We start from the raw sequence: 15532 nt of genomic DNA, 5'->3' as shown, positions 1-15532 counted from the left end.
ATTTATAATATGAAGACGTAATAAAATCTAGTTGAAAAAGGAGCTAAATGGATTGAAATTCTTTCGCAATAATTTGTATGAAAAACTTCTCGTACAATGCAAGCCTCAACTCATTCTTTTTCTAATGTTGACTTTATTTTTATTATCAGCTTGTAACTCAGAAAACGGCACAACAGCACCTGAAGAAAATAGCGAGCCAAACACTACTGAAACATCTCCAGAAAACACCGAATCGACAAAACCTACGAATGATGAAACATCAACAAATTTTGAAACACCACAACAGTGCAACACGATTAAATTTGAGAAGGATGCTCTTATTAACGGCGGTGAGCTCGCCCATTGTATGATGGAAACAATGCTGGCAGTAAAAACCGGATCACAATTTGCACAAACTTCTACCGAATCCTCAAATGTCGATTTTAAATTTGATCCACAATATTCGATGCATGTGGAAAATGAAGATATGAGTATTATTATTCATGAAAATACAGGTTGGTTGAAACAGGAAGGGCAATGGATTGAAGAGGATGATACATCTGAAGATATGGATGTCATACTTGCAACAAATACAATCAAATTGACAAGAGTTTTTTCTCATCCGTACATGATTACGCAATATTTAGCAGCTGTATCGCAATGGAAAGTGATTGAGTTTGGAGAAGTACCTGATAATAAGGCATTTGTTAAAACAGCTTGGCAACTTGTCCCAGAAGGCCCTGTCAACTTAGAAGGCATGACACTTTCAGATGTTGAGCTATGGATTACTGATGAATATTTAGGTGCATACTACGTTTCTACTGGTAATATTGCAGGCATTTCTGAAACAACTAGTAATACATTCACACAATGGGGTGAGCCCATTACAATTCCAGAACCATTTTAATTCATAGTTTAGACCACTCACTATTCATTTTGAGTGGTTTTTCTTTGATATGAAGAAATTAATTTAATAAAATTTATCACTAGTGTCGTATTAAAATAATTTAACGTCATAAATAAAACTGAATTTCCTGTAATGTTTTTCGTGCAGAAAAAAGCTTGGGACACGTCGGGTGGTAAGACGGATTCGCTTGAAAAGGTTTTTATTTTGAGTGAATGAAGCTGAATGGTATAGCTGATGGAGGAATTTGCTCTTTGTCCATTTATCCGGTGCAGGGGAATAAGATGGTTTTATGATATCTGGGAGCAACTATCCTGATGGTTATCCAGACTTTACTAAATATGCACATCCAACTGTTAAGCCAGTAGTAACTTAAATTGCAAGCTCAACCAACCGAGACGGGCTAACTGATATCCAATTTCAATCAAATCAATTGATAGCCTTAACCTCGTGAAACTGTGGAGGATAACGATACAATAATAGACACGGGGATAGAAGTTGTTAAAGGAGACGGAACAGGTGTTTTTGATGCAGGTGAAGATTTCGTGACAGGCCTGTGGGATACAATCACAAATCCAAAAATCCAGGTGTAAGAATGAAAGACTCTCAAAATGGAAAAGCCCGCAACCGTTGTTATACCAACGTTTACAGGCTTTTAAAATGATGGTCTCGACAAGTCTCGAACTTGCGACCCCCACCTTGTCGAATTTATCCGGCTAAATAAACCGAGTTAAATTAAATTCAATTAAGTTAAATAAGCCTGATTTAATAAGGTTTTTAAGAGAGGATAAATTAATTCAGTTAAATAAAATAAGTACAAAAAAATAATTCTGCGGACAAATTGCGGACAAAAGAGTAAACAAGTGGTTTGTATTACTCTTATTTTGTTTTTCTGTATTAACTGTATTATAAGTTTTGTATCTATATAGGTAGGGGTCTCTATATAAGCTATTACAAACAGATGAACTTTTAATGTAACTCAATATTCAAAAGTAATCAGTTCTGTTAAATCATTAATTTTCACCGCAAGGATATAAGTACTTAAATTTGACCTTTGCTTTATTCAACAAACGGGCCATATTGTGGAGCAACTTTTTTTCTAATTGAGGGTTTCCTAAGAGCGTTGTCCCCCAACAGCGCCCGATGGTTGAAAATCATTAACCAATCCTTATTTAATCATCAGATATAAATAGTTAACTCCTCATTTCTTTTTAATTAATAAAATCACTACAACACAACACAGTATTTTTATTTGATCTTTGATTCTTCTTCCTTATCGCCGGTGTGTATATTTTTGTTTTGTCTAGGTTAGATTTAAAGTAATGTTCGACGGAAATTGAGGTGATTTATATTAGATCGCGTTCTTTAAAGAAAGAGGAAAAGGATTCCGTATCCCAGGACATCCCATTATCAAAGAAGCTTGAAGATAACATAAATTTTTTCTCCGCTCTATACAAGGATAGTCCGGATGTAGTTTTTTGTTCTTTTATTGCCGGAAAGAACGAGGTAGCCGTTATTTATATAGAAGGATTAAGCGATACCCAAAAGCTTGAAGATCAGGTACTTGAAACATTATTGAATGAAAAAGAGTTCGATGAAACAAACATGCTTCTTTCTATTAAACACCGATTGCCGATTGCAAATATAGATAAAGTTTCCACATATGTAGCCTGTGTCGAGGCAATTGCAGGCGGAAACCCCCTTCTGCTTTTGAACGGGTCAGAGGAAGCTTTAGCCTTGGGGCTAGTAAAATTTGAAAAGCGTTCGATTGAGGAACCCCAAGCCGAAACTGCCATTCGAGGGTCAAGAGAAGGTTTCACCGAATCACTTGGTACCAATACTTCTTTAGTACGACGCATCATTAAAGACCCGGCACTGAAAATGAGAAGCGTCACTGTCGGCAAATATACGAAGACAAAGGTCGCGATTGCTTATATTGAGGGGTTAGCAGATAAAACCTTACTTGAGGAAATAGAAAATCGGCTTAACCGCATTGATATTGATGGGGTGCTGGAAAGCGGGTACATCGAACAATTTATTGAAGAAAGTACCTATTCGCCTTTTCCGCAAGTATTGTATACGGAACGGCCAGATGTAGTTTGCGCTAACTTACTGGAAGGCCGAGCCGTTTTAATGATTGAGGGCACACCTTTTGCATTAATAGTACCTGTGAGTTTCTTTAGTCTTTTTCAGTCTCAGGAAGATTATTACGAACGATTTTGGATTGGGACTTTCATCCGAACTCTCCGGTTTCTTTTTTTAATAATCGCCTTGTTCCTCCCTTCTGTTTATGTCGCTATTACGACGTTTCATCAGGAAATGGTTCCAACGGATTTACTGCTAAGTATTGCATCTTCCAGAGAAAGTGTCCCTTTTCCTGCCCTTGTAGAAGTAATTATCATGGAGATCGCCTTTGAAGCATTACGTGAAGCTGGAATACGTCTTCCTAAACAGGTTGGTTCTGCTGTTAGTATTGTTGGTGCACTTGTGATTGGACAGGCAGCGGTTCAAGCAGGGATTGTTTCTGCCCCTATGATTATTGTGGTCAGTATCACCGGAATCGCCTCTTTCATGGTCCCTCGTTATTCGGTTGGGCTTGCCATTCGTCTCTTAAGGTTCCCTATCATACTTTTAGCAGGCGTATTAGGATTAGTTGGAGTGATGCTTGCATTTATTATGCTCATTATACATTTATCCACATTAAGATCATTTGGCATTCCGTATTTAAGCCCGGTCAACACACTGCAAAAACATCCGTTGAGAGATACAATTCTACGTTCACCTTTATGGAAAATGAACAAGCGCCCCCACTTAACGGGTGATTTTAATGAAACGAGACAAGGAACGAATTTAAAACCAGGTCCTTAATGATAAAGACTACAATAAGATGGTGGTGAAGTATTTTGTTGGAAAAAGGAAGAATCTCAAGCCTTCAGATGGAAATTTTAATCGTTCCGACTATAATCGCGACCGGTATATTATCAATTCCATCCGTAGCCGCCAAATTCGCCCTACATGATATGTGGATGACACCAATCGCAGGTTCTTTTTTAGGTTTTCTAACGGTGTTCATTGCTTGGAAGCTCCATCAACTATTTCCGAAGATGACCCCTGTTCAATATAGTGAAGAGATTTTGGGGAAGCTGTTAGGAAAGATATTCGGCTTTTTTCTAATTTCCTTTTATATCCACAATACGGGGATCATAGTCAGACAGTATTCCGACTTCATTACTAATAATGTACTGCTAGAAACACCTACCCTCTTAATTTCCGTCACAATTGTTTTAGTCAGTGCACTGGCCGTGCGTGGGGGAATTGAAGTGATTGCCAGGGCTGCTGTTATTTGCACGGCACTTTATCTAAGCACAGCAATATCACTTCTTTTTCTGATTAAGGATATTGATATCACTTATATGCTTCCGATTTTAGAGAATGGACTACTTCCTGTCATGAAGGGCGGCTTTATACATCAAGCATGGTTTAGTGAGTTTTTTCTTCTAGCCTTTATTTTCCCTTTCATAAAGAACTCTAAAGAGAGTTTGAAATCCGGGATGAGGGCTTCCTTCTACGTTATGCTAATGCTGTTATACGTTAACTTTTTTGTTCTCACTTTTTTAGGAGTGTCATCTGCCAATCAATTTTATCCAGTATACTCAATTGTCCGTGCCATTAACGTATTAGGATTTTTCGAGAACTTTGAAGTGATTATCATGGCTTCCTGGGTTCTGGGGAGCTTTGTTAAAATAGCCATATTTTTATATGTATCCAGCTTAGGGCTTGCGCAGTTATTTCGACTTTCAGATTATCGGCTGATTGTGTTTCCTCTAAGCGTATTTATAATTTTCTTTAGTTATTGGGACATTCCAAATTTAGTAGTTTTGGTAGACTATATGTCCACTATTATGCCTTTTTATTTTGTACTTGTTCAGACTATTCTGCCGTTGATTTTACTGCTGATTGCTTATGCACGAAGAAAAAGAAGTGAAAGCGGTTGAAGAAAAACTATCTTATTTTAATTTTTTTATTTATCCTTCCCCTCCTCTCTGGTTGTTGGAGTAGAGTGGAATTGCAGGACTTAGGAATTATTACTGCTACTGCAATAGATTACTTAGATGATGGAAAAACTAGAGTGTCAGTCCAAATATTTATCCCTCGTACAATCACAACGGGTCAAGGTGGCGAGGATCCTAGTGCAGGCTCCACATTTGTTCGAGAAGGGACAGGAGATAATCTTGCCACTGCTATTTCCAATTTACAAGAACATGTCCCGAGAAGACTCTTCTGGGGGCAATGTAAAATCTATATTTTTGGGGAGGAACTTGCCAAGAAAGGGATTCGCAATGAAATAGACTTTCTGGTTCGTCATCCTAGTCCTCGTGTAAATTCTTTTCTATTTGTAAGTGAAGGAGATGCAATGGAGATGCTGACGTTGGTTCCTCCTTTAGAAAGATACTCTGGCGAGGCGCTTAGAAAATTGGCAGAGGAAGAATCCAGTATCAAAACAACGTTAAGAGATGTCGATATGGCTTTAATGGGAACTAGTGAAAGTGTTTCAATGCCCTATATTAAAAAGCTTGAATCAGTAGAACAAGCAAAAAAACCTCATGAAACAATACCAGTTATTCACGGGGCCGCCATTTTCAAAAAAGATCTAATGGCAGGAACGTTGAATGAAGAGGAGGCCCGCGGCTTACTTTGGCTAAAAGACGAGGTAAAGAGGAGTACAATCTCAATTAAGCTTGAAGGGGAAGACGGGGAAATTGCAATGACACCAACATCCGGTAAGGTTAAATTCAGTCCCGAAATTGCAGGTGGTAACTGGATAATGAATCTCCATATTGGAATTAGCGGAGACATTGTTCAAAATGAAACGCATTTAAATCTTATGAACAAAGATGTCATCAAAACCATCGAAAAAGAGTACGAAACAGGTTTAAGGGAACGAATATCCAAGACGATTGAACAGCTCCAACAAGAGTTCCATGTAGATGCGGCAAATTTCGGGAGACGGTTTCATCAAAAATATCCAAAGGAATGGAATAAAGTTAAAGACAATTGGGATGAAAAATACCCTGAAATTGAGATAAAAATTCTTGTTAAGGCAAAAATAAAAGGACCGGGTTATATTGGTCCCCCTGCTGCACTTCCAAGAAATGAGGTGGAAGAATAATGCAATTAGATTGGATGACGATATTTATCATACAAGTTTGTATTTGGTCCATTGTCTTATATGATTGGAAGCGGCTAAAGAAAGCACCTAAAACGGATAAAATTACAGTTTCCGTAATCTTAATGTTGTCAATTATTCTGTCCTTTATTAATCTTGAAAATATGCCCGGACCCATTACTGTTCTTCGATATTTATTTGATCCTTTAGCTAAAATAATGCAGTAAAGGGTCGACTTTCCGTTGTATGATGTCGATGTTCTAAGCCGGCATTTATTCGAGGATAAAAGAAGTGTATAATACGAGTTCGGTTAAGAAGGGAAAAACAACAAATCATATAGGAATTCGCATTGATTTTATGAATTATTTTAAAAATAGCAACTGAATTCACTCAGTTGCTATTTTTTATTAAACTCGTCCTAATTAATAAATTGACAGATTATTGTTTAATTAAGAAAACTATATTTTATAGTAATATTATTTACATTTAACTATTAATTGTTACGAATAATTTAAATTTTAAAGTTCCCTTTCAATTCTGCACTTTAATGATTTAGAATATTAAAGTAAAAAATCATTTTTTTAAAAATTAGTAAAATAAAACTAAATAAGGGAAAAAACAGATGAAAATTTTAATATTAAAAATAATATTAAAGATAAGAATTGAAGTAAAAAGAAAACAAATGTATAAAAAAGCAAAGGATTTAGGGTTTACACACCCAGAAGTAGTAAATTACAGTCAAGAATTGGATGAATTACTTAATAAATATTCTAGTACTGTGGATTGATTAAATGTTGATTCCTAGTAATGTATCTTTGACTATATTGTGAGGCATAAAACCTGCTGAAAATCCTACGTTAATTTATCCTAAAAAAGAGAAGAAAATTGCGAATCAAGAAGATGAAATTGATAAAGGCGTTAATTATCGGTTGATTTCACCGGGTGAAAACTCTAGATTATGGGAGCAGTTTCACAAAGATAATATAATTGCTATTGGTAGGGACTATTTAGGTGTTATAAAGAACTATAGTTTAAAAGAAGCTGTTGAACGAAGAATAGCAGAGCAAAGAGCAGATGGGGTGCGTCCTGTTCATGATACTAAGGCTGTGTGGGATTTCTATAGCGACATTAAAATAGGCGACATCATATATGTGAAAGAGGGAATAAAAAAAATTCTCGCACGCGGAGTTGTTACGGGAGATTACTACTTCGCTTATGAAGCTTCAGAGTAAAAACATAGAAGAACAGTAAAGTGGCTTCAAGTCGGAAAGTGGGAGCTACATCAGACTTTTGCTCAAAAAAAGTTAACATGTTTAAATAATTATCCAAATTTTATTCAAGAAATAGACAAAGTAATGAATGAAGATTTTATTGATCCAAAAATTGCTGAAGTAAATGAGTTTCAAAATTGGTTATCCAATCAAGTTACAGATACAGGAGCTAGCTTAAACGATAAAACAGTGAAGCAAAAAGTAAATGCATTAAAGGAAATAGAACGCCATTTTGAAGCTGCCATTTTTGGTGAATCAGATATTGAGCAACTGAAACTGTTAAAAGATATCGTTGTATCAGATGATTCCTACAAAAAATATAAAGGCGTTTCAGGCAGTTCAATTGATTACTACATTCGTTTTATTGAATCTAAACCTACTGTACAAGAAAATGAAAATTTTACAATGGATGATTTTCTTTCGGCTGTATTTATTGATAAGAAGGAGCTTGTACGTTTAATTTCTCTACTTGAAAATAAGAAGAATCTTATTTTGAAAGGGGCACCGGGAGTAGGTAAAACGTTTATTGCTAAAAGTTTAGCGTATGTCATGATGGAAGAGAAGGATGAAACTCGTATCCATATGGTTCAGTTCCACCAAAGCTATAGTTATGAGGACTTCATTGAGGGGTTCCGCCCAAAAGCTGAAGGGGATGGATTTGAACTGAAACAAGGTCCGTTTGTGAAGTTTGCTAGAAAAGCAGCACGAGATCCAGAACGAGATTACTTTTTTGTTATTGATGAAATTAATCGCGGGAATATGAGTAAAATATTCGGGGAATTAATGATGCTAATCGAAGCGGATAAGCGAGGCGAGCAAATCAATCTTCTTTATTCTAACGAGAAGTTTTCTGTACCTTCAAATTTATATATCATTGGAATGATGAATACGGCAGATAGAAGTTTAGCTTTATTAGACTATGCACTTAGAAGAAGGTTTTCATTTTTTGAAATTAAACCGGCCTTTTATAATAACAAGTTTAAATCGTATGTGAACCAATTAAATAATCCAGAAGCTTTAATTTGTGTTATTGATGAAATTAAAAGTTTAAATAATCAAATTGCAGAAGAGTTAGGAACAGGTTTTCAAATTGGGCATAGCTACTTCGTAGGGGATGTAAGTTAGGTCACGCCAACCCTAAAATCACATTAGAGTTCTATGCACACCTATTACCAAATGCAGATAATGACATTGCAGACATTTTTCACAATGCTATCCAAAGTAACACTAAATAATTGGAAAAAATCTTGCGGACAAATTGCGGACAAATCCTAGAATTCAAGCGTAAGGTAGTTGGTCTTCCAAAAAGAAAAAGCCCATAAACGTTGATATACCAACGTTTACGGGCACTTGAAATAATGGTCTCGACAAGTCTCGAACTTGCGACCCCCACCTTGTCGAGGTGGTGCTCTCCCAGCTGAGCTACAAGACCTTAATAAGATACAAAAAACAATTATATCTATGTTCTTGTAAATTATACCATAAAATTATGTTGGAGGTATTAAAAGGAGGCTTATTTTGTGGTTTTTTTTTACTATCTGAAGAGTTAGGTGATAAAAGTACATACCAACTGTTACATAATCGCATCCCTTCATGCTCAGTGATTGCTAAATTTCAAACATCTCAACCGCCATTGAAATCAGTTTATTCTGAATACATAGTGCAATTTTTTCCGAAACGAACGAATGTTAAATCAATGGCAATGGAACAATGTAGTAAAGTGGATCCAGGACTGAAATTTATTTCTGAACATAATATGAAGGCTTGTCTACTTTTTGATAATAAATCATATATTGAATAGTCGACATTAGAATTTTCAACTTTGTAGCTAATGGAAAGAGATTAAAAAATGAGATGAAGGGTGATTGAAATATGGATAAATTTCAGAAATTAAAAGATTTTATGGATACTGTACCGCAACTAGGGCTTTCTGGTATTGATTGCATCATTTATCGTGAACATGAGGAGATTTTTCGATATGATGCTGGTTATTCGGATATTGAGAATCAAGTTCCTATGCAACCCAATGCATTGTATAACATCTATTCGGCAACTAAATTAGTCACATGTATTGCGACATTACAATTAGTTGAAGACGGGAAAATATTATTGACTGATCCCTTGTATATGTATCTACCTGAATTTAAAGAGATGTATGTTAAAAGTGGAACATTTATTATTACACCTGCAACAAAGCATATAAGAATAGCTGATTTATTAACGATGACAGCGGGCTTAAGTTATGAAAGGGATACGCCGCAACTTCGAAAACTTTTTGAAGAGAAAGGATTGGATTTTAATACAAGAGAGTTTGTAGAGACACTTGCAAAAGAGCCTCTGTTATTTGAACCAGGCGAAGGTTGGAATTATAGTTTTTGTCATGATGTTTTAGCTGCGGTAATTGAAGTTGTAACAGGTAAAAGCTTCGGAGCGTATTTAGAAGAAAAGATTTTTAAGCCATTAGGGATGAAGACAACTGGTTTTTCTGTTGCAGAAGAAAAGAAAATTAATATTGCTCCACAATATGAGTATAATCCAATAACAGAAAAGTTAAGACGAATTAGCAGCGATTGTGTAGGAGTAATTGGTTTGAGGCATGAGAGTGGAGGCGGTGGGCTAATTACTACTCTTGAAGATTACATTTTATTTGCAGATGCATTGGCCTGTGGGGGAGTTGGCAAATATGGGGAACGCATTATTAGTGTAAATTCCATTAATTTAATGAGAACAAATCAATTAGAAGGCAAAAGTTATTTAGACTACAAAAAAATGATACCAGCTGAAGGAGTTGGTTATGGTCTAGGTGTATCAGTAGTAATGGATGCGGCCAAGGCATTTCGTTTAGTACCTGACAATTCTTTTTCTTGGGGTGGGTTAGGAGGAGTTCATGTTTTTATAGATCCTACAAACAAAATTTCTTATTTTGTTGCTCAACATTGTCTTCGTAGCCCAAAACATTTAATAGAACCAAAAATGCTAAATATTTTATATGGAGCGCTTTGAGATATTCTGATTGGATATACGGGGGAGTACATTGAATTGCATAAAGAAGATATAATGCATATTCGTGAAATAGAAAAGCTACAATTTGTTGACTACGATGTATGGGCACACAATCATTTAAAATAATATTTAGTATTTGTAGTAATGACTCAGGATGTATAAACTACATGAACTGACGGAGGCATTAGTAAAACAAGCACAGTAAATGACAAAAAACGCTCAGAATAAACTATTGAGCGTTTATGCTTGCCTTCTATATTGCCTATTTACTATTAAAAACTATGTTAATTGTTTTGTTATTTACATTTTTATTTTGGGGTTTTCTCCTCATCGACCGAACCCGTTATCTTTTTTTTGCTATTTTTTGAATTAGCTAAAGAATGACCTAAAGATGATTGTATAGAGTGAAATAAAATAGAAAAGAATTAAAGTGTACATAATAAATGCGCTCAGACAATTTTTTTAACGAGATGGCGGTTAATCTCATCTCGATTCGTCTGAGCGTATTTAAAATTATAGAGTTTTTCTATATTTATATAATGCTTCTATTGCTGATGCTTACCTTTCGCAAGCCCAGCCATCTTTATCGTAATAGCATGCAGGTATTTATCCACGCTGTTTCCTAAATATTAACGTTTTTTCTTTTTATCATCTTTTAGTAATGCTTGCTTCTTATCTATCTTTTCCAGGGCTACATGGACTTGATATTTATTGTCTTCGAGTTGAACAACATTGACTACTTTTCCTTTACGGCCTTTTATCTTGAGATTTTCATCAACCTCGGGTATACGTTCTAAACATTGACTTAGTACAGGTTTGTTGTTTTCTAAATAATGAATAGCAAATTGCATATTTATGGGCTCCTTATAAACTCAAATATAATTTTGAGTGAATTTTTTTCAATTTATGATGATTTCGGAGCGTATAGAACTGACTAAAAAGAAGATAGACAAACTATTTAGAAATGATTTCTCCACTTCAATAATAAGATAGGGTAACGAATGAATTGAGGTGTGAAGAAATGACGAAAAAATGGGGTTTAATGGCTGTTGCTGCATTTGGTCTGTATGCGGCCGCGATGTATTTTTATATTTTTCATGGCCAAAATAGCGGAATACCAGATGTTCTTCAAGGATCGGCAGCGGATCCAAGTACTTTTCTTACTACGCAGGAGTTGTTATTAAGTGAAGAGTTATCAAAGATAAGAAATTTCCTCTTCTTTGTAGCAGGGCCGTTGGAATGGCTGCTTTATTTTGCTATTTTGATTACTGGAATGTCCCGGGTGTTTGAAAAATGGAGTTCTGTACAGTTTAAATGGTCCTTGTTTAGAACAGGCATGTATGTATTTTTACTCTCGTTAGTATTGTTCATCCTACGATTCCCACTGGATTTTTATCAGTATACGGTGAGCAAAAGCTATGGTATTAGTACTCAGTTTTTTTCCTCCTGGATGCGGGATAATGTAATTGATTTTTGGCTTGATTTTGGGATGTCGGTGATTACGGTGTCGGTTCTCTATTGGCTTATTAAAAAAAGTCCGAAGAGATGGTGGTTCTATACTTGGGCGTTAACTGTTCCATTTTCAATTTTCCTTATGTTCATCCAACCCGTCGTGATTGACCCGATCTATAATGATTTTTATCCATTAAAGGATAAAGAATTGGAGACGAAGATTCTTTCACTTGCAGAGCAGGCGGACATTCCTTCAGACCATGTGTATGAAGTGAATATGTCGGAAAAGACGAATGCTTTAAATGCGTATGTGACAGGGATCGGCGAAAATTCTAGAATTGTACTGTGGGATACGACATTAGACCGGTTAACGCATGATGAGATTCTCTTTATAATGGCGCATGAGATGGGTCATTACTTGTTAAAAGATATTTATATTAACATCGCTGTCTATTTGTTCATGACGTTTATAGGGCTTTGGTTAATTGCAAAAATAATGCCTCGGATGATTAATCGTTATGGATCGATTTTAAAAGTTAAGAAATTAAGTAATATTAGCTCATTGCCATTGTTTTTATTGATTTCATCATTCCTTTTATTCTTCTCAAATCCATTGTCAAATGCGGTTTCACGTTATCAGGAGGTTCGGGCCGATGAATATGCAATGGAGCTCGTGGAAAATCCCGAAGCAGCGATTTCAACGTTTCAACAGTTGACGAAAGCTGGACTTGGCGAAGTAAACCCGTCCACACTGGTCAAATGGTTCCGCTACTCCCATCCGCCGATGTTAGAAAGAATCAATAAAGTAGCCGAACAAGCTGACGAAGAATAGAATAATTTGGGCGCTTCAAAACCCTGTAAATCAAGGGTTTGGGGCGTTTTTTCTTTTTCTGGTGAATTAGCGCGAATGCTGGATTTTATTGAACAAAACCTATCATCATAAATGGGTTATGTTATTATTTACATATTAGTTCTAATAATTAGAATAGAATGAAAATTACTATGGGGGAAAGCTTTATGGAACAAAAAATACTAGAATTGCTCAACGGAATTTATCCAGTGGATTTGATTAAATTGGAAGCCGTTACAAATGAAATGTATCGGTGTACCGGAGCACAAGGCGAATATTTTGCAAGGATTACAAACTACAAAGGGTATGATGAACAAGTAGAAGAGGTTGCCTATACAAACTTCCTACATAAAGCAGGACTAGGTGTGTCACCAACAATCCTTTCAATAAATGGTCAAGAGGTAGAAAAAATCACCATTAATAATAAGGAAGTTTTAACAGTGCTTTATGAATCGGCTCCTGGTAAGCATTTATCAAGAAAAGAATGGGATGCCGATGTATTAAAAGCTTTAGGCCGGCAAATCGGCAAATTACATCGTCTCTCGAGAAAGTTTGAAGAGACTTATCCGACACGCTACATCAACGATTGGCATCAAAATGAGGAGTACGCTTTCTTGAAGTATATTCCTGAGGAAGAAACTGCGATTAGAGAGGTTGCGCAGGAGATTTTAACAAAGATTAAAAACCTTCCGAAGGACAAGGCCAATTATGGGTTGTTACACGGTGATTTATGGTTGGAAAATGTAGTAGTAGATCGTGATTTAAAACTGACAATGGTTGATTTTCAGGATTGTGAGAAGCATTTTTATGCATTTGATTTAGCTGTTCCTATTTATAGTGCGATCGAGTATTCATTTGTAGGTGGTGGCAACATCATGGAATATGGAAGAAGTATAACAAAAGCAATCATCGAGGGTTACCAAGAAGAAAATGATATCTCAAGCGAAATGCTAGAAAAAGTCCCTTTATTTATAAAACTTAAAGAAGTGTTTGAGTATAGCTTAATGCATATGTACTGGAATAAAGACAAGTTAACGGAAGAGCAGATTCGTATCATGAACCATTTTAGGATGAGAATTGAAAATGGTTATACATTTATCGATATAAATGGCTTGTTGTGAAATGAAATTGGAGAGTGAAGTGGTTAGGTTGAAATATGTTAGTGGATTTATAGTAGGAATAGCTTTATGTATAGTTTTTTGGCTTGTTTACCCCGCGAAAGAACAAGTAAATCAATTAGAGGAAAAAGTAAGTATCCTTGAAGAACAAATTGGTGGTCATTATCAAGATTATAATCTTTCCTTGGTAAATACGGCTGAGCAGCTTCTAGCCCATGACTTTAATCAACCTATAATGGTAGAAGACGAACTTATGATTGAAGAACTTTCCAATGAGTTGTATAGCATAAGAGACAAACTCTTTTATATCAAGAGTCAAGTATTAATGCATTCAGATTGGGAGGATAAATTGATGGAAGTAGAGAGATATTTAACTGAATATCTTTCTGGAGTTTCATTTACAAAAGAAGAGGTTGCTGATTTAAATCAAGGTCTTCATGCAATTCGTTTCATTGCTATGGATTTTGGAGATATTGCTAGGTACGACACGCAAGCTGCATATGATGCGATGCATGATGAAGAGCACGCAATGGTAGAGAGAGTTAAGTTTCGTCTATCAACAAAATATTAACCAAATGCGTTTTTGGGTTAATTACATTACTTTTAAATGTGGGGGACTTCTATGTCATTTGTACAATGCCAACATGTTAATGCTTTAATGGCAGAATTTAATAAAACATGGTTCGTTGCTGGCGGATGGGCAATTGACCTTTTTATAGGGAAAGAAAAAAGGGAACATAAGGATATTGAAATAGCTATATTTCGAAAAGACCAACTACATTTAAAAAGATATTTAAATGACTGGGATTTTAAGCAGGTGAAACAAGGTGAATTTTATGATTGGAGAAATGAATTTTTAGAGCTGCCAATTCACGAATTACACGCTACTAATAAGTTAAGTGGAGAGAGAATGGAAGTTCTTCTTAATGAAACAGTGGAGAATGACTGGAAATTTAGACGTGATTTAAGAATTCATGCGCCACTCAATTCAATTTGGAGCGTTTCTGAAACCGGCATTCCCTATTTAAATCCTGAAATTGTTCTATTATATAAAGCGAAGAATACAAGAGAAAAAGACCATCAGGATTTTTTCATAATAAAGGACTTGCTTAATAATAAGCAGAAATAATGGCTACGAAATGCACTTGAACTGCACGAACCAGAACATAAGTGGCTTGAATTATTAATTTAGTAATTTGGCGCGGTACTAAAATAATGAATGGAGATAACTATAGTGAAAAAAACAGCCATAATGTTATATCCGCAATTCAGCGAATATGAATTAAGTGTCGTGCTATCGATTTTAATGCAAGGGAACAAATCCATTATAACGGTGGGGTTGAACAACCAACCTATTAGGGGAGAGTCTGGATTAACTTGTGTAGCTGACACCACGATTAGTGAAATTAATATTGAAGAGATTGATAGTATCGTGTTACCGGGTTGTTTGGATATTGAACCGCTTCTAGATGAAGAGGGTTTAGATAAGTTTTTAAAGCAAGTCGTTTCATCAGAAACAATCGTTGCCAGTATATCAAGTTCTCCGTATTTTTTGGCAAAAGCGGGATTGCTGACAGGGAAGAAATATACAGTGGGGTTACCGATGGAAGCGATTGAAAAGCTAGGCGTTTTTGAGAAGGAAAATTACTGCCCTGATTTAGTCGTACAGGATGGCAATATGATTACAGCACGAGGAAGTGGGTTTATTAAATTCGGCGTTTGTTTAGGAAAGGCATTAAACCTCGATTTCGATGAAAGCTGGTATCAAGAAACATAAAAAATACATAA

General features: G+C 35.7%; 15 protein-coding genes and 1 tRNA gene. 14 read left to right on the top strand and 2 right to left on the bottom strand.

Going from position 1 to position 15532, the window contains the following annotated elements; all coding sequences use genetic code 11:
- The first annotated feature begins 73 nt into the window (after positions 1-73).
- The 8 genes from MKY13_RS10425 (at position 74) to MKY13_RS10390 (ending at position 8446) form a co-directional block, all read left to right on the top strand.
- Positions 74-886 carry a hypothetical protein gene (locus MKY13_RS10425; RefSeq protein WP_339212469.1) on the top strand — a complete coding sequence of 271 codons (813 nt, stop codon included), beginning with the start codon at positions 74-76 and terminating at the stop codon, positions 884-886.
- Between the two features lie 1338 nt (positions 887-2224).
- On the top strand, positions 2225-3751 hold the full coding sequence (locus MKY13_RS10420) for a spore germination protein (protein ID WP_318245229.1): 1527 nt from the start codon (positions 2225-2227) through the stop codon (positions 3749-3751).
- A 35-nt stretch (positions 3752-3786) separates the two neighbouring features.
- The gene (locus MKY13_RS10415) at positions 3787-4878 is read left to right on the top strand and encodes an endospore germination permease (protein ID WP_339212465.1); all 1092 of its coding nucleotides are present in this window, start codon (positions 3787-3789) and stop codon (positions 4876-4878) included.
- Complete coding sequence (locus MKY13_RS10410) at positions 4875-6053, top strand: Ger(x)C family spore germination protein (RefSeq protein ID WP_191701573.1); 1179 nt, start codon at positions 4875-4877, stop codon at positions 6051-6053. The genes MKY13_RS10415 and MKY13_RS10410 overlap by 4 nt, the downstream gene beginning before the upstream one ends.
- On the top strand, positions 6053-6277 hold the full coding sequence (locus MKY13_RS10405) for a hypothetical protein (protein ID WP_191701574.1): 225 nt from the start codon (positions 6053-6055) through the stop codon (positions 6275-6277). The genes MKY13_RS10410 and MKY13_RS10405 overlap by 1 nt, the downstream gene beginning before the upstream one ends.
- Positions 6278-6672: 395 nt before the next feature.
- Positions 6673-6837 (top strand): aspartyl-phosphate phosphatase Spo0E family protein, encoded by a 165-nt coding sequence (locus tag MKY13_RS10400; RefSeq protein ID WP_191701575.1) that lies wholly within the window; start codon positions 6673-6675, stop codon positions 6835-6837.
- Between the two features lie 142 nt (positions 6838-6979).
- Positions 6980-7282, top strand: a complete 303-nt coding sequence (locus MKY13_RS10395; protein ID WP_191701576.1) for a hypothetical protein — start codon at positions 6980-6982, stop codon at positions 7280-7282.
- Positions 7283-7405: 123 nt separating this feature from the next.
- The gene (locus MKY13_RS10390) at positions 7406-8446 is read left to right on the top strand and encodes an AAA family ATPase (RefSeq protein ID WP_191701577.1); all 1041 of its coding nucleotides are present in this window, start codon (positions 7406-7408) and stop codon (positions 8444-8446) included.
- A gap of 234 nt (positions 8447-8680) precedes the next feature.
- Here MKY13_RS10390 and MKY13_RS10385 read toward each other — a convergent pair.
- Positions 8681-8753, bottom strand: a tRNA-Val gene (locus tag MKY13_RS10385).
- 440 nt (positions 8754-9193) lie between these two features.
- Here MKY13_RS10385 and MKY13_RS10380 point away from each other — a divergent pair.
- On the top strand, positions 9194-10324 hold the full coding sequence (locus MKY13_RS10380; RefSeq protein ID WP_191701578.1) for a serine hydrolase domain-containing protein: 1131 nt from the start codon (positions 9194-9196) through the stop codon (positions 10322-10324).
- A 629-nt stretch (positions 10325-10953) separates the two neighbouring features.
- On the opposite strand, the gene MKY13_RS10375 is transcribed toward MKY13_RS10380, so the two are convergent.
- Complete coding sequence (locus MKY13_RS10375) at positions 10954-11175, bottom strand: hypothetical protein (protein ID WP_339212459.1); 222 nt, start codon at positions 11173-11175, stop codon at positions 10954-10956.
- A gap of 170 nt (positions 11176-11345) precedes the next feature.
- On the opposite strand from MKY13_RS10375, the gene MKY13_RS10370 reads away from it, so the two are divergent.
- The 5 genes from MKY13_RS10370 (at position 11346) to MKY13_RS10350 (ending at position 15521) form a co-directional block, all read left to right on the top strand.
- Positions 11346-12608: a M48 family metallopeptidase gene (locus MKY13_RS10370; RefSeq protein WP_339212457.1), complete on the top strand. Its 1263-nt coding sequence runs from the start codon at positions 11346-11348 to the stop codon at positions 12606-12608.
- Between the two features lie 185 nt (positions 12609-12793).
- A complete protein-coding gene (locus MKY13_RS10365) occupies positions 12794-13747 on the top strand; it encodes a phosphotransferase (protein WP_339212455.1) in 954 nt (317 codons plus the stop codon).
- 28 nt (positions 13748-13775) lie between these two features.
- A complete protein-coding gene (locus MKY13_RS10360) occupies positions 13776-14315 on the top strand; it encodes a hypothetical protein (protein WP_339212452.1) in 540 nt (179 codons plus the stop codon).
- A gap of 51 nt (positions 14316-14366) precedes the next feature.
- Positions 14367-14873, top strand: coding sequence for a hypothetical protein (locus MKY13_RS10355; protein ID WP_339212450.1), 507 nt, complete (start codon positions 14367-14369; stop codon positions 14871-14873).
- Positions 14874-14978: 105 nt separating this feature from the next.
- Positions 14979-15521, top strand: a complete 543-nt coding sequence (locus MKY13_RS10350; RefSeq protein ID WP_339212447.1) for a DJ-1/PfpI family protein — start codon at positions 14979-14981, stop codon at positions 15519-15521.
- Positions 15522-15532: the final 11 nt, after the last annotated feature.

It is taken from the genome of Solibacillus sp. FSL W8-0372, assembly GCF_037969735.1.
GTDB classification, from domain to species: Bacteria; Bacillota; Bacilli; order Bacillales_A; family Planococcaceae; genus Solibacillus; species Solibacillus faecavium.
Note: the sequence above shows the minus strand (reverse complement) of the source record. Positions and strands in the feature narration are given on the sequence as shown.

Coding starts and splice junctions, on each gene's coding strand:
- MKY13_RS10355 (WP_339212450.1), top strand. CDS start 14,367: ATGTCATTTGTACAATGCCAACATGTTAATGCTTTAATGGCAGAATTT.
- MKY13_RS10380 (WP_191701578.1), top strand. CDS start 9,194: ATGGATAAATTTCAGAAATTAAAAGATTTTATGGATACTGTACCGCAA.
- MKY13_RS10370 (WP_339212457.1), top strand. CDS start 11,346: ATGACGAAAAAATGGGGTTTAATGGCTGTTGCTGCATTTGGTCTGTAT.
- MKY13_RS10375 (WP_339212459.1), bottom strand. CDS start 11,175: ATGCAATTTGCTATTCATTATTTAGAAAACAACAAACCTGTACTAAGT.
- MKY13_RS10405 (WP_191701574.1), top strand. CDS start 6,053: ATGCAATTAGATTGGATGACGATATTTATCATACAAGTTTGTATTTGG.
- MKY13_RS10365 (WP_339212455.1), top strand. CDS start 12,794: ATGGAACAAAAAATACTAGAATTGCTCAACGGAATTTATCCAGTGGAT.
- MKY13_RS10400 (WP_191701575.1), top strand. CDS start 6,673: ATGAAAATTTTAATATTAAAAATAATATTAAAGATAAGAATTGAAGTA.
- MKY13_RS10390 (WP_191701577.1), top strand. CDS start 7,406: ATGAATGAAGATTTTATTGATCCAAAAATTGCTGAAGTAAATGAGTTT.